This is a genomic window from Cellulophaga sp. BC115SP, from assembly GCF_009905545.1.
GTDB classification, from domain to species: domain Bacteria; phylum Bacteroidota; class Bacteroidia; order Cytophagales; family Spirosomataceae; genus Flectobacillus; species Flectobacillus rivi.
This window is the reverse complement of record NZ_JAAALB010000039.1, coordinates 1-26,037: the sequence shown is the minus strand read 5'-3', so window position 1 is coordinate 26,037 and position 26,037 is coordinate 1. Positions and strand designations below refer to the sequence as shown.

The 26,037-nt window shown below is 36.8% G+C and carries 20 protein-coding genes; 7 read left to right on the top strand and 13 right to left on the bottom strand.

Annotation, left to right across the window (positions count from 1 at the left end; all coding sequences use genetic code 11):
• Positions 1-9: 9 nt before the first annotated feature.
• A complete protein-coding gene (locus GVN22_RS21190) occupies positions 10-3,207 on the bottom strand; it encodes a TonB-dependent receptor (RefSeq protein WP_166553011.1) in 3,198 nt (1,065 codons plus the stop codon).
• Positions 3,208-3,991: 784 nt separating this feature from the next.
• On the opposite strand from GVN22_RS21190, the gene GVN22_RS21185 reads away from it, so the two are divergent.
• Complete coding sequence (locus GVN22_RS21185; RefSeq protein ID WP_166553010.1) at positions 3,992-7,309, top strand: VCBS repeat-containing protein; 3,318 nt, start codon at positions 3,992-3,994, stop codon at positions 7,307-7,309.
• Positions 7,310-7,525: 216 nt separating this feature from the next.
• Here the strand turns inward: GVN22_RS21185 and GVN22_RS21180 are convergent, their stop codons facing one another.
• The 5 genes from GVN22_RS21180 to asnS all read right to left on the bottom strand — a co-directional run bounded on the left by GVN22_RS21180 (position 7,526) and on the right by asnS (position 12,388).
• Positions 7,526-7,900, bottom strand: a complete 375-nt coding sequence (locus GVN22_RS21180; RefSeq protein ID WP_205690986.1) for a diacylglycerol kinase family protein — start codon at positions 7,898-7,900, stop codon at positions 7,526-7,528.
• 27 nt (positions 7,901-7,927) lie between these two features.
• Positions 7,928-8,584, bottom strand: coding sequence for a hypothetical protein (locus tag GVN22_RS21175; protein WP_166553009.1), 657 nt, complete (start codon positions 8,582-8,584; stop codon positions 7,928-7,930).
• Position 8,585: 1 nt separating this feature from the next.
• Positions 8,586-9,956 carry an ATP-binding protein gene (locus tag GVN22_RS21170; protein ID WP_166553008.1) on the bottom strand — a complete coding sequence of 457 codons (1,371 nt, stop codon included), beginning with the start codon at positions 9,954-9,956 and terminating at the stop codon, positions 8,586-8,588.
• A 253-nt stretch (positions 9,957-10,209) separates the two neighbouring features.
• Entirely contained in the window at positions 10,210-10,677 is a 468-nt protein-coding gene (locus GVN22_RS21165) for a nuclear transport factor 2 family protein (RefSeq protein WP_166553007.1), read from the bottom strand.
• A gap of 265 nt (positions 10,678-10,942) precedes the next feature.
• A complete protein-coding gene (asnS, locus tag GVN22_RS21160; RefSeq protein WP_166553006.1) occupies positions 10,943-12,388 on the bottom strand; it encodes an asparagine--tRNA ligase in 1,446 nt (481 codons plus the stop codon).
• 370 nt (positions 12,389-12,758) lie between these two features.
• On the opposite strand from asnS, the gene rpoN reads away from it, so the two are divergent.
• The 6 genes from rpoN (at position 12,759) to cdaA (ending at position 19,402) form a co-directional block, all read left to right on the top strand.
• Positions 12,759-14,228 (top strand): RNA polymerase factor sigma-54, encoded by a 1,470-nt coding sequence (rpoN, locus tag GVN22_RS21155; RefSeq protein ID WP_166553005.1) that lies wholly within the window; start codon positions 12,759-12,761, stop codon positions 14,226-14,228.
• Positions 14,229-14,368: 140 nt separating this feature from the next.
• On the top strand, positions 14,369-14,968 hold the full coding sequence (locus GVN22_RS21150) for a hypothetical protein (RefSeq protein WP_166553004.1): 600 nt from the start codon (positions 14,369-14,371) through the stop codon (positions 14,966-14,968).
• Positions 14,969-15,094: 126 nt separating this feature from the next.
• On the top strand, positions 15,095-15,874 hold the full coding sequence (locus GVN22_RS21145) for an enoyl-CoA hydratase/isomerase family protein (RefSeq protein ID WP_166553003.1): 780 nt from the start codon (positions 15,095-15,097) through the stop codon (positions 15,872-15,874).
• A 980-nt stretch (positions 15,875-16,854) separates the two neighbouring features.
• Entirely contained in the window at positions 16,855-17,877 is a 1,023-nt protein-coding gene (locus tag GVN22_RS21140; protein ID WP_166553002.1) for an SPASM domain-containing protein, read from the top strand.
• 32 nt (positions 17,878-17,909) lie between these two features.
• Complete coding sequence (locus tag GVN22_RS21135; protein ID WP_166553001.1) at positions 17,910-18,590, top strand: peptidoglycan DD-metalloendopeptidase family protein; 681 nt, start codon at positions 17,910-17,912, stop codon at positions 18,588-18,590.
• 29 nt (positions 18,591-18,619) lie between these two features.
• A complete protein-coding gene (gene cdaA / locus GVN22_RS21130) occupies positions 18,620-19,402 on the top strand; it encodes a diadenylate cyclase CdaA (protein WP_166553000.1) in 783 nt (260 codons plus the stop codon).
• 222 nt (positions 19,403-19,624) lie between these two features.
• Here the strand turns inward: cdaA and GVN22_RS21125 are convergent, their stop codons facing one another.
• The 7 genes from GVN22_RS21125 to meaB all read right to left on the bottom strand — a co-directional run bounded on the left by GVN22_RS21125 (position 19,625) and on the right by meaB (position 25,755).
• Positions 19,625-21,247 (bottom strand): NADP-dependent glyceraldehyde-3-phosphate dehydrogenase, encoded by a 1,623-nt coding sequence (locus GVN22_RS21125; protein WP_166552999.1) that lies wholly within the window; start codon positions 21,245-21,247, stop codon positions 19,625-19,627.
• 397 nt (positions 21,248-21,644) lie between these two features.
• Complete coding sequence (locus GVN22_RS21120) at positions 21,645-22,052, bottom strand: DUF4332 domain-containing protein (RefSeq protein WP_166552998.1); 408 nt, start codon at positions 22,050-22,052, stop codon at positions 21,645-21,647.
• A 427-nt stretch (positions 22,053-22,479) separates the two neighbouring features.
• Positions 22,480-22,905 carry a hypothetical protein gene (locus GVN22_RS21115; RefSeq protein WP_166552997.1) on the bottom strand — a complete coding sequence of 142 codons (426 nt, stop codon included), beginning with the start codon at positions 22,903-22,905 and terminating at the stop codon, positions 22,480-22,482.
• A 34-nt stretch (positions 22,906-22,939) separates the two neighbouring features.
• Positions 22,940-23,245, bottom strand: coding sequence for a hypothetical protein (locus GVN22_RS21110; protein WP_166552996.1), 306 nt, complete (start codon positions 23,243-23,245; stop codon positions 22,940-22,942).
• Positions 23,246-23,310: 65 nt separating this feature from the next.
• A complete protein-coding gene (locus tag GVN22_RS21105; protein ID WP_166552995.1) occupies positions 23,311-23,496 on the bottom strand; it encodes a hypothetical protein in 186 nt (61 codons plus the stop codon).
• Positions 23,497-23,514: 18 nt separating this feature from the next.
• On the bottom strand, positions 23,515-24,618 hold the full coding sequence (locus GVN22_RS21100) for an MFS transporter (RefSeq protein WP_370520457.1): 1,104 nt from the start codon (positions 24,616-24,618) through the stop codon (positions 23,515-23,517).
• Between the two features lie 141 nt (positions 24,619-24,759).
• Positions 24,760-25,755 carry a methylmalonyl Co-A mutase-associated GTPase MeaB gene (gene meaB / locus GVN22_RS21095; RefSeq protein WP_166552993.1) on the bottom strand — a complete coding sequence of 332 codons (996 nt, stop codon included), beginning with the start codon at positions 25,753-25,755 and terminating at the stop codon, positions 24,760-24,762.
• Positions 25,756-26,037: the final 282 nt, after the last annotated feature.

Sequence of the window (26,037 nt, the reverse complement as noted above, 5' to 3'; positions counted from 1 at the left end):
ATTACGTTTTTAGAAGGTTAGACTCAAACCTGCATTTATCACACGTGATTGTGGGTAGTACACACCACCTTGAGCAGTCGCCTCTGGGTCAAAGATTTTGTTTTTGTCAATTGTCAACAAATTCAATGCATTGACATAAACTCTCAAACTTCCTAATTTTAACTTCTCAGTAATATTACTTGGAAAATTATAGCCTAATTCGATGTTCTTCAAACGAACATAGTTTTTACTAAATAGGTAATAGGTATTGTTACCGTAGTTACCGCCAGTAAAGTAGGTATCTCCTCTACTTGCCAAACGTGGGTCTACACTACTTGGGTTGTCTACTGACCATCTGTGATCATAAGAGTATTTCAAATAGTTACCGATGTCACCCGATTCTGTTTGAATACGAATAGCAGCACCCATAGCACCTTGGAAGAGTGCACTTACATCAAAGCCTTTGTAACGAACATCAATAGTAGCACCAAAGTTGAATGTTGGTGTTGCATTTTGGTCTAATCTTACTTGGTCATCACCATTGATTTTACCATCGCCGTTTACATCTTTAAACTTCATATCGCCAGGTATCAATTTTGACGTTACTGCCGAGTAGTCTAATTTGTTTGCATCAATATCAGCAGTGTTTTTAAATACACCATCATATTCATACACCAAATATCCACCAATAGACTTACCTTCTTGTAGCTGGTAACTAGGAGCTCCTGGTACTTCATCCATAAACACTACCTTGTTTTTAGCATAACCTCCGTTTACAGAAGCTCTGAAAGTCAAATCTTTTGATGCTTTTCCGTTATAGGATACATTGAATTCAAAACCACGGTTGTCAACAATACCTGCATTTACTGGAGGCAACAAAGAGTTGATACCTGAAGATGCTGGTGTTGAACCTGTTTTCTGAATCAAGATTTGATCTCTTCTGTTGTAGAAATACTCCAATGTTAGGTTAATCTTGTTGTTTAAGAATGAACCATCAATACCTATGTTATAGTTATTGGCACGTTCCCAAGTAAAGTTAGGGTTTGCTAAAACCGTCTCATTCAAGGTTGTTACAACTTGGTTGTTGATTGGGTACTGTCCAAAGCCAAATGTCGACAAGTAAGCATATTCTTGCAATTGATTGTTGAAGAATACTTGGTCGTTACCCATTTGGCCATAAGAAGCACGAAGTTTCAAATTGTCAATACCTTTAACTTTGAAGAAATCTTCGTTAGAAATGTTCCAACCTACTAACACCCCTGGGAAGAAACCAAAACGGTGAGCACCTGGGAATATATAAGAACCATCATAACGCCAGATATATTCTAACAAATATCTCTCTTTGTAGTTATACTGCACACGACCATAGTAACCCAAACGAGCACGGTTGTAAGCACTACCACCTGTATTTTGTTGTAATGAACCACCTGCAAACAATTGGTCAACCGCCGAAGAAATATAGTTACGTCTGTAAGCAAAGAAGTTGTCGCCATCGAATGTCTCACGAGTTACACCAGCCAAGAAACTCAAGTTATGGTCTGCACCAAATTTCTTGTCGTAGTTAATCATAGCAGTCAAGTTGGTATTCAAAACATTACTGTATGATTGAGTTAAACGTGGATCAGTAAAGTTTGAGCGAATGGCTCCTACTAACAAAGGCGTTACACCATCAGATTGATAGGTTTGCTTGTCCCAATAGTACAACATCCAAGGTGTTTGCCAAGTCTTACTTGTCTGGCTATTTTTATCGATAGCACCTGACAAAGTTACTTTCAAACCATCTACCCAAGGGTTAGTCAAGATTACTGAACCGTTTGATTGCACATAGTCTGTTGGGTTATCTACATAACCTGTAGCATTAGTTGTAATCACATAAGGGTTTTGACCATTTTCAATATCTGGACCTGGCATTCCATTTGGCCAAACTTCTGGCTCAGTCGGACGACCACGCATCAACATACGGAAGATTGAACCTGCACTTTCAGTAGGATATCTACGTTGTTCACGACGCACCATGATACCCAAGTTAGCACTAATGTACTTATTGATTTTGGCATCAAGGTTTGTTCTGAAGTTGTATTGGTGATAGTTAGTAGCTGAATTTTTGTAGTACGCATCTTGTGAAACATAGCCCAAAGAAGCCATATAACGCATATTTTCAGAACCACCCGATAACTGTAAGTTATGACGAGTTTGTGGCGTCCAAGTTTTGAATGCATCGCCAAACCAGTCAGTATTTGGATAACGCCAAGGGTCTGAACCATCAGCGTATTTCTTCACAGCATCTGGGCTATAATTCGCATTGATTGTACCAACACCTGCAGTTGGAGACTTGTAAGTACCTGTGTTTTGGATACTTTGCCATGCTGCACCCCACTCGCCTGCTGGAATGTTTTTGTAAATCGGAAGCTCATTCATGATTTTAGCATACTCCACAGCACTTGACATTTGAGGAACTTTTGTTGGTTGAGCCCAACCAAGGTTCATGTCATAAGTAATTGTTGGTTTACCAGACTTACCTCTTTTGGTAGTTACCAAGATAGCACCGTTTGCAGCACGAGCACCATAAATTGCCGCCGAAGCATCTTTCAATACCGAAATCGATTCGATGTCACGTGGGTTCAAACGACCCAAACCACCATCACGATCAGGAATACCATCGATTACAACAAGCGGACTACTGTTACCAAGGGTGTTTGTACCACGAATCGAAATACTTGCACCATCGTTTCCTGGCTCACCACTTTGTTGGACAACAACCAAGCCTGGCAAGCGACCTGCCAATGAGTTTGATAAATCCACTGCTGGTGATTTCAAAATTTTCTCACCTTGTACTGCAACAACAGCACCTGTAACAGTCACTTTTTTCTGCGTACCGTAACCTACTACAACAACCTCTTCGAGAGATTTGACATCTGTAGCAAGTGCAACGTCAACAACAGAACGATTATTCACAGATACTTCTTGGGAAATAAACCCAACTGAGGTAATAACCAATGTCGCAGATTTACCAGCATTCACTGAATACACACCATTGACATCGGATGTAGTACCGACGCTAGTGCCCTTCACTAAAATGTTGACCCCGGGCAAACCTTGACCTTTGTCATCAGTGATTTTTCCTTTTACACTTTGGGCAAGTGTATTAGCAAAAACCATAAAAATGAACCCCAAAGTCAGAAAACAAATTCTCCGACTCTGATGCTTCCACTGAGTAGAATTAATCATAATTTTTTATGTTATGGAATTGTAATGGGATTGGAATAAATACACGTAGGTATTGAGGCAATGCTCAATCTTGAACACGCAGTCGTCCGAAATTTTCATAGTTATTATTACTTTAGATAGATATGGTCAAGCCATCATGCACAAGCTCGCCTGTAGTATGAAAGTGGGGTCTAAGCACAGACATACTTTTAACAAATTAAGAAATAGTTGTACTTTTTATACCCATACCATTATTCATAAAATTGAGAATTATTTTATTTTTTCTGGTTTTTTGAATAAATACGGCTGTGCAAACATTTGCACAAAAAGAATAAAATTTATCATAAAACAGTCAATTGGTCTGCATACTTATTGATTAATGTCAATATAATACGATAAAAGAAGAATATGTCTGAAATATGCATCTATGAAAAGTATATTTTAAAGCGCCTTAAAACTATACCTTATTGAGTAAAACGATACTTTATAAATATTTTAAATATTTTTATTAAAGATTACTCCACTACCTTTTGAGGAATGCTCAATACTCACTTCAATCGAAAAAAAATGTTAGAGCAAGCACTTTTTAGTACTCTTTGTTTCGCCATACATGAAGTGCTTGATGAGATTACTTTTTCCTTCTTTTTCTCTATATCTTCTTTAAAAAATTCGAGAAAATTGGGTAGTTTTCAGTAGTTATAACTCTTAAGCAATAAGTAGCTTACCAATCCAAAGTGGTAAAATGGCTTATTAATTAACAAAATCTAAATCAAGCAGACCCTTTAAAACTGTCTATTTAACAAGCATGAAAATTTTTTCCTATTCAACCTTTCTCATTCTCTGTACAAGTATTCTCATCAGTTGTACAGATTCCTCCAAAGCTCCCTCGGAAGATGATGAGTCTCCCGATGAGCTTTTCACCTTACTACCTGCAGAAAAAACTCATGTGGATTTCCAAAACGTAATAGACGAAGGGCTCAATACCAACGTACTCATGTACGAGTACTTCTATAATGGTGGAGGCGTTGCCGTGGGCGATGTCAATGGAGATGGTTATGATGATTTGTATTTTACCAGTAATATGAATGAAAACAAGCTTTATTTGAACAAAACTCAAATGGCGTTTCAAGATATTACTGCCCAAGCTGGTGTAGCTGGTCGCCAAGGTCCTTGGAAGACTGGCGTTACGATGGTGGATATTAATAGCGATGGCAAACTAGATATTTACGTGTGTCATTCTGGGAATCTTCGTCCAGAGAAAAAAGCCAACGAGCTTTTTATCAATCAGGGAAATGATGCCAATGGTATTCCGACATTTTTGGAGGAGGCTACAAAATATGGCTTAGATAGCCCTGCTTCGAGCACAAATGCTTATTTCTTTGATGCCGACAAAGATGGTGATCTCGACCTTTTTCTGTTAAATCATAATATCAAATCACTTCCAGTACTCAATTTGTCAGATACTGCCGAGTTACTGAAAGTAGATGACTCGGTAAGTGGTTCAAGATTTTATACCAATGATAAAGGGTATTTTAGAGATATTACAAGTCAGGCGGGTATTCAAAGTTCGGCTCTTTCGTATGGTTTAGGAGCAGGAATTGCAGACTTTAACCAAGATGGCTGGCCGGATATTTATGTAAGCAACGACTACGCGGTTCCTGATAGGTTGTATCTCAACAATCAAAAAGGAGGGTTTTCGGAGGTTAGTCTTGAGCAATTAGGGCATACCTCTAACTTTTCGATGGGCAACGATGTAGCTGATATTAACAATGATTTATTGCCAGATATTTTTACCTTGGATATGTTGCCAGAAGACAATCGTCGTCAAAAATTACTGATGGCTCCCGACAACTATTACAAGTTTGACTTGAGCGTACAATCAGGTTTTCACCACCAATATATGCGCAATATGTTGCATTTAAACAACGGGAACGGCTCATTTAGTGAAATTGGACAAGTATCGGGTATTTCGAATACAGACTGGAGCTGGTCAGCACTTTTTGCAGATTATGACAACGATGGCTGGAAAGATTTGTATGTAACCAATGGCTATTTGCATGACTATACTAATTTGGACTTTTTGAAATATATGGATGATTTCATCAAGAAAAAACAGGGTGGTTTTCAGCGTGAAGATGTATTGGAGTTGGTCAAAAAAATGCCTTCTTCCAATGTAAGTAATTACATGTTCCGTAACAAAGGCAATCTCCAATTTGCCAATTTATCCGACAAATGGGGCTTAAGTCGTCCATCAAATAGCAGTGGCGCTGCCTATAGCGACCTTGATAAAGATGGCGATTTGGATTTGGTGGTCAATAACATCAATCTTCCTGCCTTTATTTACCAGAATGAAAGCAAGCAAAAGTCTGAGAATCACTACCTCAATATTCAGTTCAAAGGAAATGCTCCCAACACCATGGGAATCGGAACAACGGTTAGAATATACGCTTCTGGGAATTCACAACAACAAGAGCAAATGCCAACTCGTGGTTTCCAATCAAATGTAAGTTTTGAACTCCACTTTGGCTTAGGAAAATCACAAACAATTGATTCACTGAAGGTTACTTGGGCAAGCGGTAAAGTACAAGTTTTGAAAAATGTTAAAGCAGACCAAGCCTTAGTATTGGAAGAGAAAAATGCGACGGATAGTGCTCCTAAACAATCAGTGGTTAATACCTATTTAGTCGAAACCAACTCCCCTATTCAAAGCGCAGCGGCAACGATAGTTCAAAATGATTTTAAGCGTCAGTCGTTACTCACGCAAGCGATGTCATTCGTTGGACCAGTCATGATTAAAGCCGATGTGAATCAAGATGGCTTGGAGGATGTATTTGTAGGGGGGTGTTTTGGTAAAAATAGTGAGTTATTTATCCAAAATAAAGTCAATGGGTTCAGCAAACAAAGTATTAATACCAAAACCAATGCTGATATAAGCGACGCTACTTTCTTCGATGCCAATGGCGATGGAAAAGTAGACTTGTATGTGGCTTATGGCGGGTATCGAAATTTCACCGAAAATGATCCATTGCTTCAAGACCAACTATTTATCAATAACGGCAAAGGCGGATTTACGTTGAGCGCTTCTGCTCTGCCTGCTATGCCAGTAAGCACGGGTTGCGTACGAGTAGGCGATGTCAATCAAGATGGAAAACCTGATTTGTTTGTAGGGGGAAGAGTAATTCCTGGCAGATATCCAGAAACACCACGAAGTTATATCCTCATTAACCAAGGCAATGGCACTTTCAAAGATCAAACCCCAGCAGAATTACAAAAAATTGGTATGGTGACAGACGCTGCTTTTGTGGATTTGAATCAAGATAAAAAGCAAGAACTGCTTGTTGTGGGCGAATGGATGCCTATTTCGGTATTTACTATACAAGGAAATAAGATAGAAAATCAGACGGATAAGTACTTTGATAAAAATTATCAAGGTTGGTGGAATAAAATCATCGTTGAAGACTTGAATGGTGATGGCAAGCCAGAAATCTTATTAGGAAATCAAGGGCTTAACAGTCAATGTAAAGTAAGTTTTAAAGAACCTGCCGAATTATATTTCAAAGATTTTGACCAAAACGGAACTGTCGATCCAATTTTGTGTACTTACGTTCAAGGAAAGTCATATCCTTATCTTACCCGTGACGAATTGCTTGAACAACTTACCATTAAGCGTAAAAAATTCACGAGCTACGACAGTTATGGAGATGCCACGTTAAAAGATATTTTTGACGACAAAGAACTAGAAGGTGCCGAAAAGTTAACAGCTAATTATCTCAAGACAGGATATTTTACCTTGAATGCACAAGGCAAATTTGAAGAAAAAGCGTTACCGATAGAGGCACAATTTGCACCAGTGTACAACCTGTTGATATTTGACTACAACAAAGACGGTAAGAAAGATATATTGCTAGCAGGTAATCAAAATATCACTCGACTCAAATTTGGAAAATCTGATGCCAATTATGGTTTACTTTTACAAGGCGATGGAAAAGGAAATTTTGTAACCATTCCACAGAATAAGTCAGGGCTGAAAATCAAAGGCGACGTTCGTTCGGTGCTACAACTAAATCAAACGATAGTTTTTGGTATCAATCAGCAAGCGCCAAAAGCTTATAAGATTCAGTAAGAAAAACATGAGTCATTCCGAATTTAGTGATTGAATGAATGAGTGATTAATTTAAAATTTGTATTGTGGCAGTAGAGACGCAATGATTGCGTCTTAAGCTGGGTAAAATCTAGCATAGTTTCATCAAAAAAGCGGTCGAAAAATATTTTTCGACCGCTTTTTTGATGAAAGCTTAGAGAATAACCCCAATCTTAAAATTCGGGATGACTCATGTTTCTATAAAAGACTTTCTATGAAATTGATAATTTTAGGTAAAAAGATAATAATATGGCAAATCATAGAAGCCATCGCCGTAATCCAAACTGAGCCAGCAGCAATATCCTTGGCTTTTTTCGCCAAAGGATGGAAGTTTGGAGAAGCCAAATCTACAACCGCCTCAATGGCAGAATTAAACCCTTCCGAGGCAATAGCTAGTCCATTACCCAATATCACAAATAGCCACTCCGTAACGCTAATATCGAAAAACCAACCAAATAAAAGCCCAAAGCCGAAGATAAGTAGATGTATCCGAAAGTTATTTTCTTTCAGTAACATTCCTAAGCCCTGAAAAGCATAACTGAGGCTTTTAAAAAATTTGGGAAATTGAATCATGGGAAAATAATGGTATTGGTTTAACAATTATACTAAACCTAAATTTCGTTTGGTCATTTCGAATGCAGTAGGGTATTCAGTAAGTGGAACAGGTTCAAGACCAAATTCTAAGGCTTTTATTCTTGAGGTTATCTCCTTTCGTCTCCAATCTTTGACGTAGTTTATACCAAGAATATCTATCATATCATTGATGCTTTTGATATCCTCTTCTGTTAAATCTGTATTCTGTGTATTGGCAAAAAAGATATGTTTTTTGCCATCATAAGAAAGTAATAAGAAGGGGTCATATTCTGGTAAATCAGGCTTTAAAATATTATCTATTCCTTTTGAACTTTTTTTACGATTAATTTTTCCGTCAACCATAAATAAATTATCCCATAGCCAACCTTTATTGGATTTTAAACTTTCATCAAAGTGCTCTAATTCCCCAAAATGAGATGGTAAATCTGCTGAATAGCGTCCTTCTTGATTCCAACAATGATTTTCTAAACCTGTTAGAATGAGTGATTTTTCTGTGTATGCACATAATCCATTTTGACAATGATATAGATTCATGATTATGTCATGATAGAACATTCCTTTTGATGAATTATATGCAGGATGAGGATGCTGATGCGCTTCCAGATTTTCTTCCCATTCTTTATAGGCTGTAGATAGTATGACTGATTTGTCTATTTTTTTCATCTTATTTCAATTCCCAATTTAATAGTGTAGCTAGTTTTTGATATTTCTCAAAGGTTTCCTTTTTCTTTTCAAGGCTTAATGAGTTATGCTTTAACTTACTTTCCAAGGTTGCTAACTCTATCAATTGTCTATCTCTCAGTGGATTACTTTCTTGTTCTAAGTCAAAAACCTTTTGTAAAATACCTGTCCATGTCAAATACTGAGGATTAATAGTGTAGTTATCGACATGGTTCTCTCCTTCATAATATTTCTCTTGATATACCTTACCTTTTTCGTTAAACTTTAATTCTACAATTTCCCACGGTTCAAATGAGGAAGCGATAAGGGGTGAGTGTGTAGCAAAAAAGAATTGACTATCTTTTGCCATACTCGTATAAAAATCAACAATTTCCTTTTGAATATCAGGATATAACGACCTTTCAGGCTCATCAAAAAGAATAATTGCTTTTTCAGGTTTTAGACCATAAAGAGGCAATGCCGTAAGTATCACTTGTTTTGTACCTGTACTGAGGGCATCAAAAGGTATATCCTCGCCTTGTCGAGTTTGAATTTTGATAGTTTCTATATCTTCCTTTCTCTCAAAATCTAGCTCGGTTTTTACTTTTAGGTTAAAACGATTTAAGATTCTATCGAGAAATTTTTCTGCAAGATCGACAATTGGATTTGGTGAGTTTTTACGCCAGTTAAAAAACTCCTCTCTAGCCTTTAAAATATCTTCATTTGTTAATTTGGGATTTTGTAAGGCTTTAGATATTTCTAGGCTTTTTTTGATTTCAAGTTCTCGGTCTTTTATTATTTTTTCATTGATAAAAGACCAACTATTTTGTAAACTAAGTTTACTAAAGTCATATAGAGTAGTATCCAATAATAGAGGAATAAAATCGTTATTCACTAATTGAATATTAGATGAATAGGATATGTCGTAAGGGTAATAAAATATCTTAGACTTGTTCGATAATAAGTTGACAATATCTTTGTTTAAGCCAATCGCCTTTAAAACAAAGGATTCTCCATTATTGGAAAAATCATTTTTATCATCATATCTATCAAATGTAAAGTTAATTTCCTGATCTAATTTGATAGATATTCCATTCCTGCTAAATTCAATATCATTTAATTGTTCATTACCAAGTACAGTACATTCATTGTTTTTTTTATCAAGCAACGCATTTAGTACTCTCTCACTAGAGATTGTAAACATAGTTTTCCTTAGTAATTCTATCAAACTAGTCTTTCCAGTACCACTTTGACCAATAAAACATACTTTATCCAAGGCTTGACCTGCTTTTGGGTGTCCTTTAGGATAGGTGAGGTCTAATTTGAAATCTTCAAATTGATTATAGTCTTTGATATGTAGTTCTGTTAGCTTCATGGTAATGGATATTTTCCTCGCAAAATAACTAAAAAAAGGCCAGTCCCTTGAACTGACCTATTAAATTAATGCTTTAATGTGCCTAAATGACAATGCCTAGTTCAAGACTTAGTCTTGGACTTATTTTGAAACAGTTTTAAAACTAAAGCAAAGGCTATAGTCAGAGACTAAGTCTCGAACTAGGTAATATGGTTAAATGTGGCTAATTAGGAATTAAATTCACAATTCTTAATTCACAACTCAGCATTTATACTTACTTGCCACAATCTTTTCTACGAGTATCTGCTAGTGCGATGATTTTCCAACCTTCTGGGGTTTTGAAAAGCTGGAAGGCATCAACGCCACAATGACTAAATTTACCATTGGCATAAAATTCATAAGGAGTCCAAGCGGTTGCCATCTGCCCATCAATTCTGATTTCATAGCTCAATAATCTTTCTTCAATTGCCAAACTGGCAGGGAGTGAGCCAATTTGTTTGACAAAATCGACAATTCCATTTTCGGTTGTAAGCTCCATTTGCTGGGTTTTTCGACTCATTCCTATCGACTGCATTCGGATAGATGGGTGAAATACCGCTTTAATCATAGTGGTGTCATGTTTTTGCATACCTGCAAATAGCTGGTCGATTACCGCTTTTACAGCAGTTTCATCAGCCGATTGGGCAGATAGTGATGCCGTAATACCTAGGAAGATGGAGAAGGTTAATATAATTTTTTTCATATCAAAAAAGAGTTTAAATGCGTATGTTGACTTTGAAGTGTATTTTCAAATAAAGATATCCATTTTCAATCATTTTACCATAACGGTAGAGATTCAATACCAATGTCTGGATTTTAAATAAATGATACAAATGCTGAATAATAAAAAAGGTTGTGTCAACATTTTTTCAAACATCAACACAACCTATAAAATCGGTTATTTCTGTAGCATACAAGATATATCTTATTTTCTGATAACAGATATACGTATAATTACTAACTATTTCCTAGAACTCAGCAGTTTTTGGCGTACGAGGGAAAGGAATTACGTCACGAATATTGGTCATACCTGTAACAAACATCACCAAACGTTCGAAACCAATACCGAAACCAGCGTGAGGAGCTGTACCAAACTGTCGAGTCTCCAAATACCACCAAATAGATTCGATAGGGATACCTACTTCTTGACAACGTTGTGCCAATTTTTCATAGTTATCTTCACGTTGTGAACCACCAATGATTTCACCAATACCTGGGAATAATACGTCCATAGCACGTACAGTTTGTCCTGGAACACCCTCAGAAACCTCATCTAGTTTCATATAGAAAGCCTTGATATCTTTCGGATAGTTGGTTAAGATAACTGGTTTTTTGAAGTGTTTTTCTACCAAATAACGCTCATGCTCAGATTGCAAGTCGATACCCCACGCTACAGGATATTGGAATTTACCTTCTTTATGGCGTTTTGAGCTCAATAAAATTTGAATTGCTTCGGTATATGTCAACTTGACATATTCGTTGTCAATCACAAATTTCAATTTTTCGATAAGCGCCAATTCAGAACGTTCTTCTTGTTTCTTGTTTTTCTCCTCTTCTTTCAAGCGACTTTCCAAGAATACCAAGTCATCATAGCAGTTTTCAAGGGCATATCTGATAACATATTTGGTGAAATCTTCTGCCAATGCCATGTTGTCTTCCAATTCATAGAATGCAACCTCTGGCTCAATCATCCAGAACTCCGCTAAGTGGCGAGCAGTATTTGAGTTTTCGGCACGGAAAGTAGGACCAAAAGTATATATCTTTGACAAAGCCATCGCACCCAATTCACCTTCAAGCTGACCAGATACAGTAAGGTTTGTTTCACGACCAAAGAAGTCTTCTTTGTAGTTCACAGAACCGTCTTCGTTCAATGGCGGATTCTTAGGGTCGAGCGTAGTAACACGAAACATTTCACCTGCACCTTCAGCATCCGAACCAGTAATGATTGGAGTATGAAGATAGAAGAAACCATTGTCGTTGAAGTATTTATGAATCGCATAAGCCAAAGTGTGACGAACACGAAGAATTGCTGAGAATGTATTTGTACGAGGACGCAAGTGACCAATTTCTCTCAAAAACTCCAATGAGTGTTTTTTAGGTTGTAATGGGTATTTCTCAGGGTCTGCAGTACCATATACAAGTGCAGATTTTACTTGTAATTCTACTTTTTGACCTGAACCTTGTGACTCGATTAAAGTTCCTGTAATGGCTACACATGCACCAGTTGTAATGAGTTTTTGAGTTTCCTCATTCAAAACACCTGCCTCAGCTACAGCTTGGATATTGTGAATAACCGAACCGTCATTTATATTAATGAAAGTTACGTTTTTTGATTCACGCTTGGTTCTTACCCAGCCTTTTACTGTAATTTCTGAGCCTACAGCTGCTTCTGCTAAGATTTGTTTGATTTGCATTGTCTAGTTTTACAAAATGTATTTGAATAAATCTTCTTTATACTTCAATACGTAAGTATTTTAGTAAATAGGATTGCCATTTTGGTTACCTACTATTCAAAATTACTTACAATTCTGTCAATTACCGAATGAAGAATTGCTTTTCATAAGTTTTTTATAAGTAGTAGAAAAATTTTAAAAAATGTAAGTATTTGTTTTATAGGTGTTTGTGTAAAATGATTATTTGTATTTGGGATTTATCAAACATCTTAATTATTTTTATCAGATAAATTGGCAAGATTGTTGATAGAGGGTGAAAAGAAAGACCGTCCTCAAACCTCATACCAAACTTGATGGATGTTTCTACAGTAATCCTTACATGTCATAAAATATGCAAAAACTATCCTTAAACCAGTCGCTTCAGCAGCGACTATCACCACAACAGATTCAGTTCATAAAGCTCTTGCAAATTCCAACGTTTGAGCTGGCGGCTAGAATTGAAGAGGAGCTTGAAATAAATCCAGCTTTGGAAGAGGGCATGGAGATGGACAATGATGTCCAAGAGCAAAAGGAGGAATTTGATGAAGAATTCGACGACTTTAAAGAAGATGAATTCGCAGACTATGAGGATAGAGATTTGGATATAGACTCTTACCTCCATGATGATTATAGTGGCTACAAAATGCAGGGTGACGGAAATGGAGGGGAGGAAGAAGAAAAAGAAATGCCAATCATGATGGTGGAAAGTTTGACAGACCACCTCAATACTCAGCTCGGATTTCTTCGATTAGACGAAACAAAAGAAACAATTGGAAAACAAATCATCGGGTCTATTGAAGCCGATGGCTATATTCGACGTCCTTTGCAGGCCATCGTAAACGACCTTGCTTTTACTCAAGGTGTTTATACCAGCATTGAAGAAGTCGAGGAGGTTCTGCGTGCCATTCAAACTTTTGATCCAGCGGGTATTGCTGCCAGAGATTTGAAAGAATGCTTGTTGCTTCAACTTGACCGTAAGCCCCAAAGCGAACCGCGTATTCAAGATGCTATTCGTATAGTAGACGAATACTTCGAGGAGTTTTCGAAAAAACACTACGAAAAAATCCAAAAACGACTCAATATCAGTGATGAGGCAATGAAGGAAGCAATTTCCTTGATTACCAAACTGAATCCCAAGCCTGGCGCTTCTGATGATGATTCGAGTGTGACACAATTCTTAATGCCCGATTTTATTCTGACGAATAATAATGGCAAATTGGAGATTTTCTTGAATTCTAAAAATGCACCAGAATTACGAGTGAGTACTTCATTCCATGAAATGCTCGAAACCTACGATAAAAGCGACAAAAATAATAAATCAATAAAAGAAACGGTTACGTTTATCAAGCAAAAGCTGGATTCGGCCAAATGGTTTATCGACGCAATTAAACAACGCCAACAAACGCTTCTGAAAACTATGCAAGCGATTGTGGATTATCAGAAAGAGTTTTTCCTGTCTGGTGATGAATCAAAACTCAAGCCAATGATTTTGAAAGATATTGCCAACGAAATTGAGATGGATATATCGACGGTTTCGAGGGTGGCAAGTAGCAAATCCGTACAAACAGAATTTGGCTTATATCTGCTCAAGTATTTCTTCTCAGAAGGTATATCGACCGAATCTGGCGAAGATGCTTCAAGCCGAGAAGTGAAAAATATCTTGAAAGAATTGATTGAAAATGAACCTAAGAAAAGTCCACTTTCGGATGATAAACTAGAAAAATACTTAAACGAAAAAGGGTATAATATTGCTAGAAGAACGGTAGCAAAATATCGCGAACAGTTAAATATCCCAGTAGCCCGCCTTCGTAAACAACTTTAATTGCGAGTCTATCATAAGTGAATGATGAATAGTTTTAAATTTGCTGTTGCAAGAAAATAATTCATCATTCACTTTTATTTTACTCGACTTTGAACGCTCGTCTCGCATATATTCTCTCTGTAGTACTACATCCCCTAGTTATGCCAACCTTGCTGTTTGGGATTATTTTTTACCAAGCGCCTGCTGCTATCGCCAACTTGGAGCTTTTTAACAGTGCAGCCAAAGTTGGAATGCTAAGTCTAAAGTTAGGACTTTTGATTTTGATATTTCTTCAGACTTTTCTTGTTCCTGCTCTTTCTATTTATTTCGTCTACCGTTTAGGCTATATCAAAACCCTTGATATGCAAACGCTTCGCGACCGACGATTGCCTTATCTCCTCACTGTGATTATTTATACTATTATTACGGCATTTTATACAAAATCCATTCAACAATTTCCTGAAGTGGCCGTGCTTATGAGTAGCATTACATTTTCTATCGCAGTAGTATCTTTTGTTAGTTTGTACTGGAAAATATCTGCTCATGCTGTTGGTATATCAGGAACAATAGGTGCAATCTTAGGAATTGCGATTCATTTTCCTGAAGCACATTTGCTTGGAACTCTTGTTGCCTTGGTACTTTTAGCAGGATTCTTGCTTTCGGCTCGACTACAACTGGCGGCACATACACTTTCTCAAATTATTGCAGGAGTAGCGGTCGGCTTGGCGATCAGCTTATCTGCCACTTTACTATTACTGTAAATAGATATTGTGGCGAGGTTTATCCAAAACGAATATTAAAGCTAAAATTAAATAGTATGCTTGCATAACAAATTATTTTTTTAGAACTTCAAACATTGATTGTAAAACCTTTTTAACAGAAAATCTATGTTTGAATTACTAAAATATGAAGTGAAAAATGCCATTGCATTTATTACGCTCAATCGACCAGAGGTATATCATGCTTTAAATCCTGCATTGATTCAGGAGATAACCAAGGCAGTAAATATAGCTTCAGATGATACGGAAGTTCGTGTGATAGTGTTGACTTCAGAAGGGGAAAAGGCTTTTTGCTCTGGTGCAGACTTAAAAGAAGGGTTAGGTAATATAAAACTACCAAGCGAATCACTGCGTAAAAACTACAACCCAATGGTTTTAGCCATGCGAAATTCACCCAAACCTATCATTGGAGGGTTAAACGGAATTGCCGCAGGCGCAGGATGTTCACTTGCTTTGGCTTGTGATATTCTGATTGCATCGGAAAACGCAGTTATGTCTGAAATTTTTGTTAGTATTGGGTTGATTATCGATGCAGGGTCTTCCTATTTCTTACCAAGAATTGTGGGATCACAACGTGCATTTGAATTGTGTTCCACAGGCAGACGCTTAAGCGCTCAAGAGTGTTTGGAGTTAGGACTAGTTTCGAAAGTAGTACCAGCCAATGAATTTAAGGCAGCTTTAGCGCTTGTCGCACAACAATATGCCAAAGCACCAACCAAAGCAATTGGTCTAATCAAAAAAGTGCTAAATCAATCTTCACATTCTTCCTTAGAGCAGATGCTAGAACTGGAAGCAGTTCATCAAGACGAGGCAGCTCAAAGCCATGATTTTGTAGAAGGAGTCACAGCGTTTTTACAGAAAAGACCTGCCAATTTTCAGGGTAAATAAAGAAAATTAGCAAAACGGTATAGATATAAATTAGAAAAGTCAAGAGTATCACTCTTGACTTTTTCTGTAACCCGAACCCATAAAAAAATAATCTAATAAAAGATTACTTAGTTAGTATTTTGAATGCTTTCGCAATAGAATATCGTATGTTAATTGTTGATTAAAATCTTGGTCAAGTGATGCCTTAAATGCTTATTGGACGCAACGAGGATGAGCCGAGCTTATAACTCAGGAACAAGTATGAAGAAATTAGTTTTAAATTAAGTAAGGTTATAATTTATACTAATTATATCATATCGTCATCACATCTAGCGGTATGTTTTGAGGACATCTATAACAACAGCAATTTGCATTAGAATTGTTAAAATAACAATATTTTTTTCAAATATTTTTCATAGAAAATCTGCATTTTTTTAAAAGTATATATTTTTATCGTTGAAAAATCATGATTTTTGAGAAAATAAAGTGATTTGTTTTTGTTTGATTCCGAATATTCATTCATTTTATGTGGGCCTCTAAAATTTATTTTATGGTATATTTAAGGTATAATTACCCTTGAAATAACCTGTTGAAAATAGATATTTTCAATCTATAGTTTCATGCTTCAAAATGCGCTGAAGATGACTCGAAAAGATACTTTTCAGATTTGTTATTTATAGATACCCCTCTTGTATTGCACATAAACGTTGTTAGGTAATAAATGAAGAAAGAGTTCGTTGCTCCCATGAACTTTTTTTGAAATATCTCTTTTATTCAATAAAGCTGTACTCTTTTACAAGGAATTAAAGAATATACCCCAATGTTTTGACATTTATTGAGTAATTTGCGGAGTAAATAGCAATAACAACCAAGTTCTTTAATGTACGACTGATTTTGTGTAAAATAAAGGCTTGCATGGTGTTGGAAAACTCTCAAAATGACTAGATAAATGTGGCGGATTATTGTTCTGTAATCCTATTCCACATAGCTCATACACTGTAATGAATAGAAACCTTACTGATGGTCTGAATTTTATCTCAAAACTTACATGGAAGCGTTTCCTAAATGCTACTCAAGTATTGGCGAGCTACTATTTCTCTAAATTTACAGGTAAAGTTTATCATTGGGGGCTTCCTATTAGTATTTCATTTGAGCCAACGACTTCTTGCAACCTACGATGCCCCGAGTGCCCAAGTGGACTTCGTTCTTTTACCAGACCAACAGGAATGCTTTCTGATGAAATGTTTCGTCAGACTATTGATGAGCTTTCGGATACGCTTTCGTATCTGATTTTTTATTTTCAAGGCGAACCTTATCTTCATCCACAATTCTTGGAATTGGTTCAGTACGCTGCTCGTAAGAAGATTTATACAGCTACTTCGACCAATGCTCACTACTTAAGCGATGCTCAAGCCAAAAAAACCGTAGAGTCAGGACTAGATAGACTGATTATTTCGATAGATGGAACAACGCAAGAGGTGTATGAACAGTACCGTGTGGGTGGTAAACTACATAAGGTAATTGAAGGCACAAAGCATATTGTCAAATGGAAAAAAGCGCTTAAGTCTTCCACACCACATATCGTATTTCAGTTTTTGGTGGTACGTCCCAACGAGCACCAAATCGAGGAAGTAAAGCAATTGGCGAAAGAGTTAGAGGTAGATGAAGTTGCTTTAAAAACAGCTCAAATTTATGATTATGAGCAAGGTTCGGACTTGATACCGACGATAGAAAAATATGCTCGCTATCAACAGCAAGCAGACGGTAGTTATCAAATCAAGAATCATTTGCTCAATCACTGTTGGAAAATGTGGCATTCGTGCGTGATTACTTGGGATGGACTGGTAGTACCATGTTGTTTTGATAAAGATGCTGAGCACAGACTGGGCGATTTGACTCAAACGTCATTTAAAACTCTCTGGAATGCACAAGCTTATCAGCATTTTAGACAAGTTGTTTTGAAATCAAGAAGTGAGATTGAAATGTGTAAAAACTGTACTGAAGGTACCCAAGTTTGGGCATAAAGCCTTGATACAAACAAGCTTTTGAGACAAAAATGTTAATAGAAGAAATATTAAGAAAATATGATTTTGCTCCAGTTGTGCCTTTCGATTTGTCGAAAGACACACTACTGAAAATTGACCTTACCGCTGAAAATACTGACTTAGAAAAAATAGACCTAACTAATACCGCTATTTTTACCGAATATGTATTTGCCAAAATCCAAGAAGCTCATGCTGTTTGTGCGATAGGTGGATACTTTGAAAATAGGTATATTTATCGCAGAAGTGAGCATTTCCAACAGACAGAAGAGGCACGCTCTATTCATTTGGGAGTGGATATTTGGGCTGCGGCTGGTACGGCAGTATTTGCACCATTGGCTGGTAAGGTACATAGTTTTGCCAATAACGATAACTTTGGCGATTATGGTCCAACTATCATTCTGGAACATGAACTTGAAGGACATATTTTCTATACTTTATATGGACATTTGAGTGTAGGTTCTTTAGATGGACTAGCAATTAATCAAGTAATCAATAAAGGACAGCGTATAGCAGAATTCGGCAATTTCCCAGAAAATGGTAACTGGCCTCCGCATTTACATTTTCAGGTGATGACGGATATGTTGGGTAAACGAGGAGATTTCCCTGGGGTATGTGAACCGTCCAAAATTGATTTTTATCGAGCTATTTGTCCTAATGCTCATATCTTACTTAAAACCGACACTTTATATTAGTACTTTAATCGCAAAAACCTTAAAACTGTATGCACATTGGCTTTTTAAATATTGATTTTATAGATGTAGTTGACGTAATGCTGGTAGCTTTCTTGCTCTATCAGATATACCGACTCATTCAGGGTAGTATTGCGAATAAGATATTTTTTGGCTTTATCATCGTATATGTTGTCTATTTGTTGGCAACAGCCTTTGGAATGGAATTGCTTTCAGCCATTTTGGGGCAATTTATGAATGTAGGAGTATTGGCACTTTTGATTATTTTTCAACAAGAAATTCGCCGTTTTTTATTGATGCTTGGTCGCTCGACTTCTGTTCAGGAAAATGCTATTTTGAAAAGATTTTATACGCCTAAAATTTCCAAAGATAAGGTATCCAATCTTCAAGCTATCGTAGAAGCAACTCGTACAATGGCGGCTACTCATACAGGTGCGCTGATTGTTATTGAAAAAGAAGATGATTTGAAAAAATTCATCGAATCTGGCGATGAAATAGACTCTCAGGTATCCAAAAGATTATTGTTGACCATTTTTCATAAAAACTCACCATTACACGATGGCGCCGTTATTATCAAAAATAGTCGTTTGGCTGCGGCCCGCTGTATGCTTCCTATCTCAGAAAGTGGTACGATTTCGCCAACGTTGGGTTTCAGACACCGTGCTGCATTTGGGATGAGTGAGCAAACCGATGCGGCAGTGATTGTGGTTTCTGAGGAAAAAGGAGAGGTTTCATTTGTATCTCATGGTGGAATTTTTAGAAATATGTCTACCAAAGATTTAGAAGCAAAATTGAGTGAGTACTTATTGAATTAGCTAGTTACTAGTTAATCGTATATCTGTTATTTGAAGGTGCTCACAACTCATAATTCAGCATTAATAGTGATACATAAAAACAAAATGGCTGTTTCAAATTTGAAACAGCCATTTTGTTTTTATGATAAGTAAAAAGCCTTCATTGGTTAATAGTAGGAGAACATCCATTGTTGAAGTAGATAATCTCTGATAACAATTATACTAATAACCAATAACTATTACTTACAAGATAAATCTAGTTGACAAGAAGTTAGATTCTTGATTTTCAACAATTTGGTTTACCAATGCTTTGTTCTCAGCAGTTTGTTTTGTTGCTACAACCGTACGAATCGAGAACGAACGAAGGGCTGCTGTTACAGACAAAGTACCTTCAGCAGAGTCTTTACGACCTGTGAATGGGAATGTATCTGGTCCACGTTGACATTGAGCATTGATATTCACACGAGAAACTTGGTTTACTGCTGCATCAATCAATTCAGAAATCTGATTTACATCCGTTCCGAAAATAGATACTTGCTGACCGTGTGACGAATTGGTAATATATTCGATTGGTTCTTCAATATTGTTGAAAGGAACCACTGGAACTACAGGACCAAATTGTTCTTCATGCCAGATTTTCATTTGGCTACTTACTGGTGAAAGTAAAGCAGGGAATACGAATGATTTGAAGCTTTCGCCACCGTTTTCGTTAATCACTTTAGCACCGTGCAATTTAGCATCTTCGATAAGTTCTTTCAAAAAAGCAGGCTTATTTGGCTCAGGAAGTGGCGTAATATTTACACCTTTTTCCCACATCAAACCTAATTTCAATTTGCCAATTTCTTCTGCCATACGTTGGTTAAACTTCTCAATCAATGTGTCGTGAACGAACATGATTTTGAGTGCAGTACAACGCTGACCATTGAACGACAATGAGCCTAGCATACATTCTTTAACGGCTAATTCGAGGTCTGAACTTTCTGTAACGATAGCTGCATTTTTAGCATCCAAACCTAAGATTGCTCTCAAACGGTTTACTTTAGGGTGCATTTTTTTCAACTTATCTGCTACTTTCGATGAACCAATTAACGTCAATACATCGATTTTACCTGACTCCATCAAGCTAGGAATAACCGAGTTTCCACGACCATAAACAGTGTTGATTACACCAGCAGGGAATGAATCACGGAATGCCTCTAACAATGGGTAGTGCAATAAAGTACCGTGTTTCGGAGGCTTAAACAACAACGTATTTCCCATAATCAAAGCAGGAATCAACGTCGTGAAAGTCTCATTCAATGGATAGTTGAATGGTCCCATACACAATACAACTCCTAGTGGCGAGCGACGTACCTGACCAATAATGCCTTCTTCAATCAAGAAAGTAGAAGAGTTACGGTCGATATCCTTAAGCGCATCAATTGTATCGTAGATATATTGAACGGTACGGTCAAATTCTTTTTGAGAATCACCTAAAGACTTACCGATTTCCCACATCAACAATTTAACAACCTCGTCACGTTTTTGAATCATCTTTTGTGTAAAACGCTCAACACATTCGATACGTTGTTTTACACTCATCGATGGCCATTCGCCACGACCGTTGTTGTAAGCTTTCACAGCTGCATACAACACTTCAATGGCATCTGGGGCATCAGTGATAGGGTAAGAACCAATACGTTTTTGTTCTAAACCTTTCTCAGTTTTTACATAAACAGGAGACCATACATCTTGGGTTTTACCAGTCCATTGACGCATCTCGCCATTTACCAAGTATTCACGTTGCTCAATCGGCTCAGTGATATTATATTCTGCTGGAATATCAACCTCCGCAGGAAACAAATTTTCGAGTTGGGATGTGTTCATAATACGCTAAAAAATAATTGGCTTGAGATTAATTTTTGTTTCAGTTAACAGTTTTACTATAGTGTTTGAATATGCTACGAATTGTACAATTTTCGCTGATTGATTTCTTGCCAAAGTTCAATAAAAAGCTAATTTCATCCGTCAAGCTTCGTTGATTTATTGAAATTTTACAATGTTGGATTAGTTTTATTCAAAAAAAATCTTTTCAGCTTTGATAAATGGCCTTAATATTATAAGCTATTTTATCTACTCTGAGTTCCTGTTTTGTTGACTTTGTATATTGTTTTTGGGTAGATATAAAGCAAAAAAAATACCTTCAACACTTACTATCACAAAGTCGTGTTGAAGGTATTTTTACTCTATTGAAAGATATATTCGTGTGACCAAATGCTCAAAATTAGTATGTCACTACTGGAGCTAAAGTTTTTGCGTGCTCTATAAATCCTTCTACTTGAGACAAGCTTGGAACGCGTCCACTTAAGCCTTTTGCTTCATTTGTTTCTAACATTTTAGCATGCAAGTTAGCTGCATTACGAGTTGCTAATTCTTTTACAGTATCTACACCAGCAGCCTCCAAAAGATCTGATGTTTCTTCTGCTACTCCTTTGATTCTGAACAAATCAGCCATGTTTACCCAACGAAGGATGCGTTTTTCATCGATTCCTGTTTCATTTGCTAATGAAGAGCGACCTTTTTTAGTAGCGCCAACTTCAAGAAGTTGTTCAACAGTTTTGATGTTTACGGCACCTAATTTTTCAGCATAAACTGGACCAATTCCTTCGATGTCTAAGATGTTATAAGCCATTTTTTCTAAAAGTTAAATAATTGATTATTAGATTGTTGTTTTGATTTTACTCCAATCCTCAATCGATTAAAGAAAGAGAGTTATTGAGTAAAGATTATTTTAAATTTATGACAAAACTTCGTGCAAGCACAAATACAAGTCTTTTACACAAACTTAATAGACAAGAAAAGCTAGATAGGATTTTGATGCTAAGCTACAATCAAGCTATTGATTTTGAAAGTAAATTTTCGAGGAGTCAGAAATTCAACTATTCAAAGTTATAGCAAGATGATATAAATGAAAAAGGGGGCAAAAAAACAACTACCAAGGTTATATCTTGTTGTGAGTAAATTTAGAAATATATCTATAAAAAAAACAAGGATTATTAAGCTTTTTTCTATTCTGATAGCTTAAAATCCTTGTTTTGTGTAATATGAATCAAAATGACTCAATGATCTATTTGAGGAAAATCAATATAATTATTTAAGTATTTAGAAAAATCATTACCCGAACAAATAACACTCTCATTTTTGAAGGCAAAATAGAAAATTATGTTACCATTACTTTCAGCCCCTACATGGCTATTTTCAAAATAATCGAGTAAATAGTCTTGTCTAATAACCAAAGGCTTCGACCAATTATGATTGTGCCTAACCAAAAAGATATAGTGAACTAATACATTTGAAATATTTCTTAAATTTTTAAGAGGAACACTAAACTGGGCACTGAATCCATCTTTACGAATTTTTGAGGTAGATGTTTTTACTTGTACTCTTCTTAATGTCCCACTATCATCCTGAACCACGAAAATATCATCGCCAATATCAACCTCTGGGATAGCGACATTCCACCCTAACATTAAAAACTCTGACATGATAAATAGGTGTCCGGCTTTGCCGAGATATTGATTAAATTTTTTCGTCACGAGGTGTTACTTTGTGTAAAACATTTCCTGTCTTGTTATCTACAAACTCAATTTCATCCAGCATTTTGAGGTCACTATTTTTATCAACTCCTAAAAGTGCAGGGTAAATGTAGTTTTCTAAGGTACCAAAATATATTTCAAAATCACTTTTGGTATCGTATCCTACAAAAATATTATTAGCAGGATGTGCATTGGGAAATAGCTTTTTGATAAAATCCCTTATCGAAGGGGCTATACTGAAAGAATACCCATCTATCTGTTTATTTACATTGATTCTAACAGTGTTCATAATGAGTTGGTTATAACTTATAGAATATTTTGAGAATGAAGTATAAACAGTACTCTATCTACACATTACGCAAACTGCTTCAGCATATACTTACGACGAAGTTGGTTTATTAAAAACTTCTTCTGCGCTGTAAAGCCATCAGGGTGCATTTCATTAAAAATCTTTTTCAATTCTGCGAAATGCTTTGGATTGTCCCATAAAAACATTTCAGCATTGATATTTTTTTCTTCGAGATATTGCTCAAATACCATGATTTTGTGATTTAAACTTTAAGCAGCAAGGTGCTTTTTCTGATTCTTACGTAATATTACTAAATACACCAAACTTACCAAAGACAATACCGCTGCAATGATGTACGAATAGGGGAGGTTTTCAACTTTACCTTGGTAAAGTTTTCCTGCCACAACTGCTCCTATACCAATGCCTGCTTCAAGAGCAATATACATGGTTGCCATGGCGCGACCTCGGTATCGCTCGTCAGACAAGTCTACAGTCCAAGCTGTTAGGGTAGGAGTGTTAAAGCCCCATGAGAAACCAAACAGAATAGAAGCTAACATCAAGGCTGTAAAGTTATTGGCATATCCTAAAATCAGCATAGCTACAGCCAATAAGACACTTGAAATGATAAGTACAGGAATTCGTCCGTATTTATCTGAGCTTTTGGCAAAAAACATCCTAACCACTAAAGATGCAATCGTATAAACTGTAAAGAATATTCCTTTGTTGCTCATGCCAAGCACCTTGGTTTGATCGGGAATGAGTGTTAAGATTACGCCCGACGAAAACGAAACTAATAACATGACCAAAAAAGTAGGAATTACTCTCGGTTCGAAGACGTCGACCCAGCCTATTTTGAAAAGTTTTAGCGAAAAAGGCTGTTTTTGTTCTTTGGGAAGGGTTTCTTTCATATTTACCAAAATCAAAATCGATAATAAGGCAAATGAAGAAGAAGTATAAAACATGGTATTTATCGAGAATAACTCAGTGAGGTAGCCTCCAATGGTTGGACCCATCGACATACCAGTAGCGGTAAAAATGCCTAACATTCCTTGTGCCTCGCCACGACGATCTTCGGGAATAATATCGGCAACATAAGCCGAAGTTGCCGTAGGTTTGGTTCCAGTAGACATCCCATGAATAAATCTTAGGAAAAGGAATGTAGCTACGCCACTTACTAAAGGATAAATACCACCGCAAATAAAACATACCACAGAACCAAAAGCCATAATTGGTACTCGACCAATAGTATCAGTAAGCTTGCCTGAAAATGGTCGCGAAATACCAGCGGTAAGTGTGAATAAGGCAATGATATATCCAATATATTCTTTGCCACCCATAGATGCCAAATAATCTGGCAACTCTGGTATCATCATTTGAAAACTTGCTGAAAAAAGGAAATTACTTAAACATAAAAGCCAAAACTGAAGGGTGTAAATAGAATTTTTTTTTGTCATGTTACTAAATGGATTGTGTCAAAACTCATACGCCTGAGCAATACAACTTATGAGAATGTATTAGGAATGTATCGACTTTTCAAAGAGCCTTAATAGCTCAAGAGCAGCCTTGATGGGTAATTTTTGCCCTTCTGTTACCGCTGATTCTACACTCGAAAGTTCTTGTTGAATCTGTGGATTTTGGTAAAATCGTTCTTCTAGTGTCTGCTTGATAAAATCATGCATCCATGCTAGATTTTGTTGCTTGCGGTTATTAAAGAAATACCCATTTTGTTGTAAAAGTTCACGATGAGAAAGGATAGTTTTCCAAATATCATCTATTCCCGTTTGTGTCACTGCCGAGCACGTTAATACTTTTGGATACCAGCCGCTACCACTGGCAGGGAATAAATGCAAGGCATTTTCATAGGAAACTTTCGCCTGACGAGCTTGTAGTTCATTGCCCGAATCAGACTTGGTAATTGCTACCAAATCAGCCATTTCCATAATGCCTTTTTTGATGCCTTGAAGTTCGTCGCCAGCACCAGCTAACATTAGCAATAAGAAAAAATCTACCATACCATGAACAAACGTTTCTGATTGTCCAACTCCAACAGTTTCTATAATAATCACTTCAAAACCCGCTGCTTCGCAAAGCAACATCGTTTCTCTTGTTTTATGTGTTACGCCTCCTAATGAGATACCCGCTGGCGAAGGTCGTATATATGCCAAAGGGTCTCTCGAAAGTTCTTCCATGCGTGTCTTATCGCCAAGAATACTACCTTTTGAAATTTGACTACTTGGGTCGATCGCCAGCACAGCAATCTTTTTCCCTTGATTGGTCAAGTGTTTTCCAAAGGTCTCAATAAAAGTACTTTTGCCAACGCCAGGGACTCCTGTAATGCCTAAACGGACTGAGTTTCCTGTATGTGGCAAGAGTGTTTCGAGTACTTCTCTGGCTAGTGCCTTATCTGTATCGAGCTGACTTTCGATTAAGGTAATTGCTCTGCTCAGTATCATTCGGTTGCCTTCTAATACTCCAGCAACGTATTCTTCCTTGCTAAGTCGTTTTCTCATTTGGTTTTTATATGGGGTTTTGTTTTGTTTTTTTGAGTTATTAGGGGTGAGGGTATAGGGTTTAGTTTTTCTTTTGAAGTGAACAGGCACAAAGGCACAAAGTGTTTTTAGGGTACAGGGGTGAGGGTATAGGGATTAGTTTTTTTCGAAAAAAGTGGGAAAACGTAGGTTAAAAGTGAGTAGATAGGATGTGGGAGCGTTTTTCCCCTAATCCCTAATCCCTAATCCCTAATCCCTAATCCCTAATCCCTAATCCCTAATCCCTAATCCCTAATCCCTAAT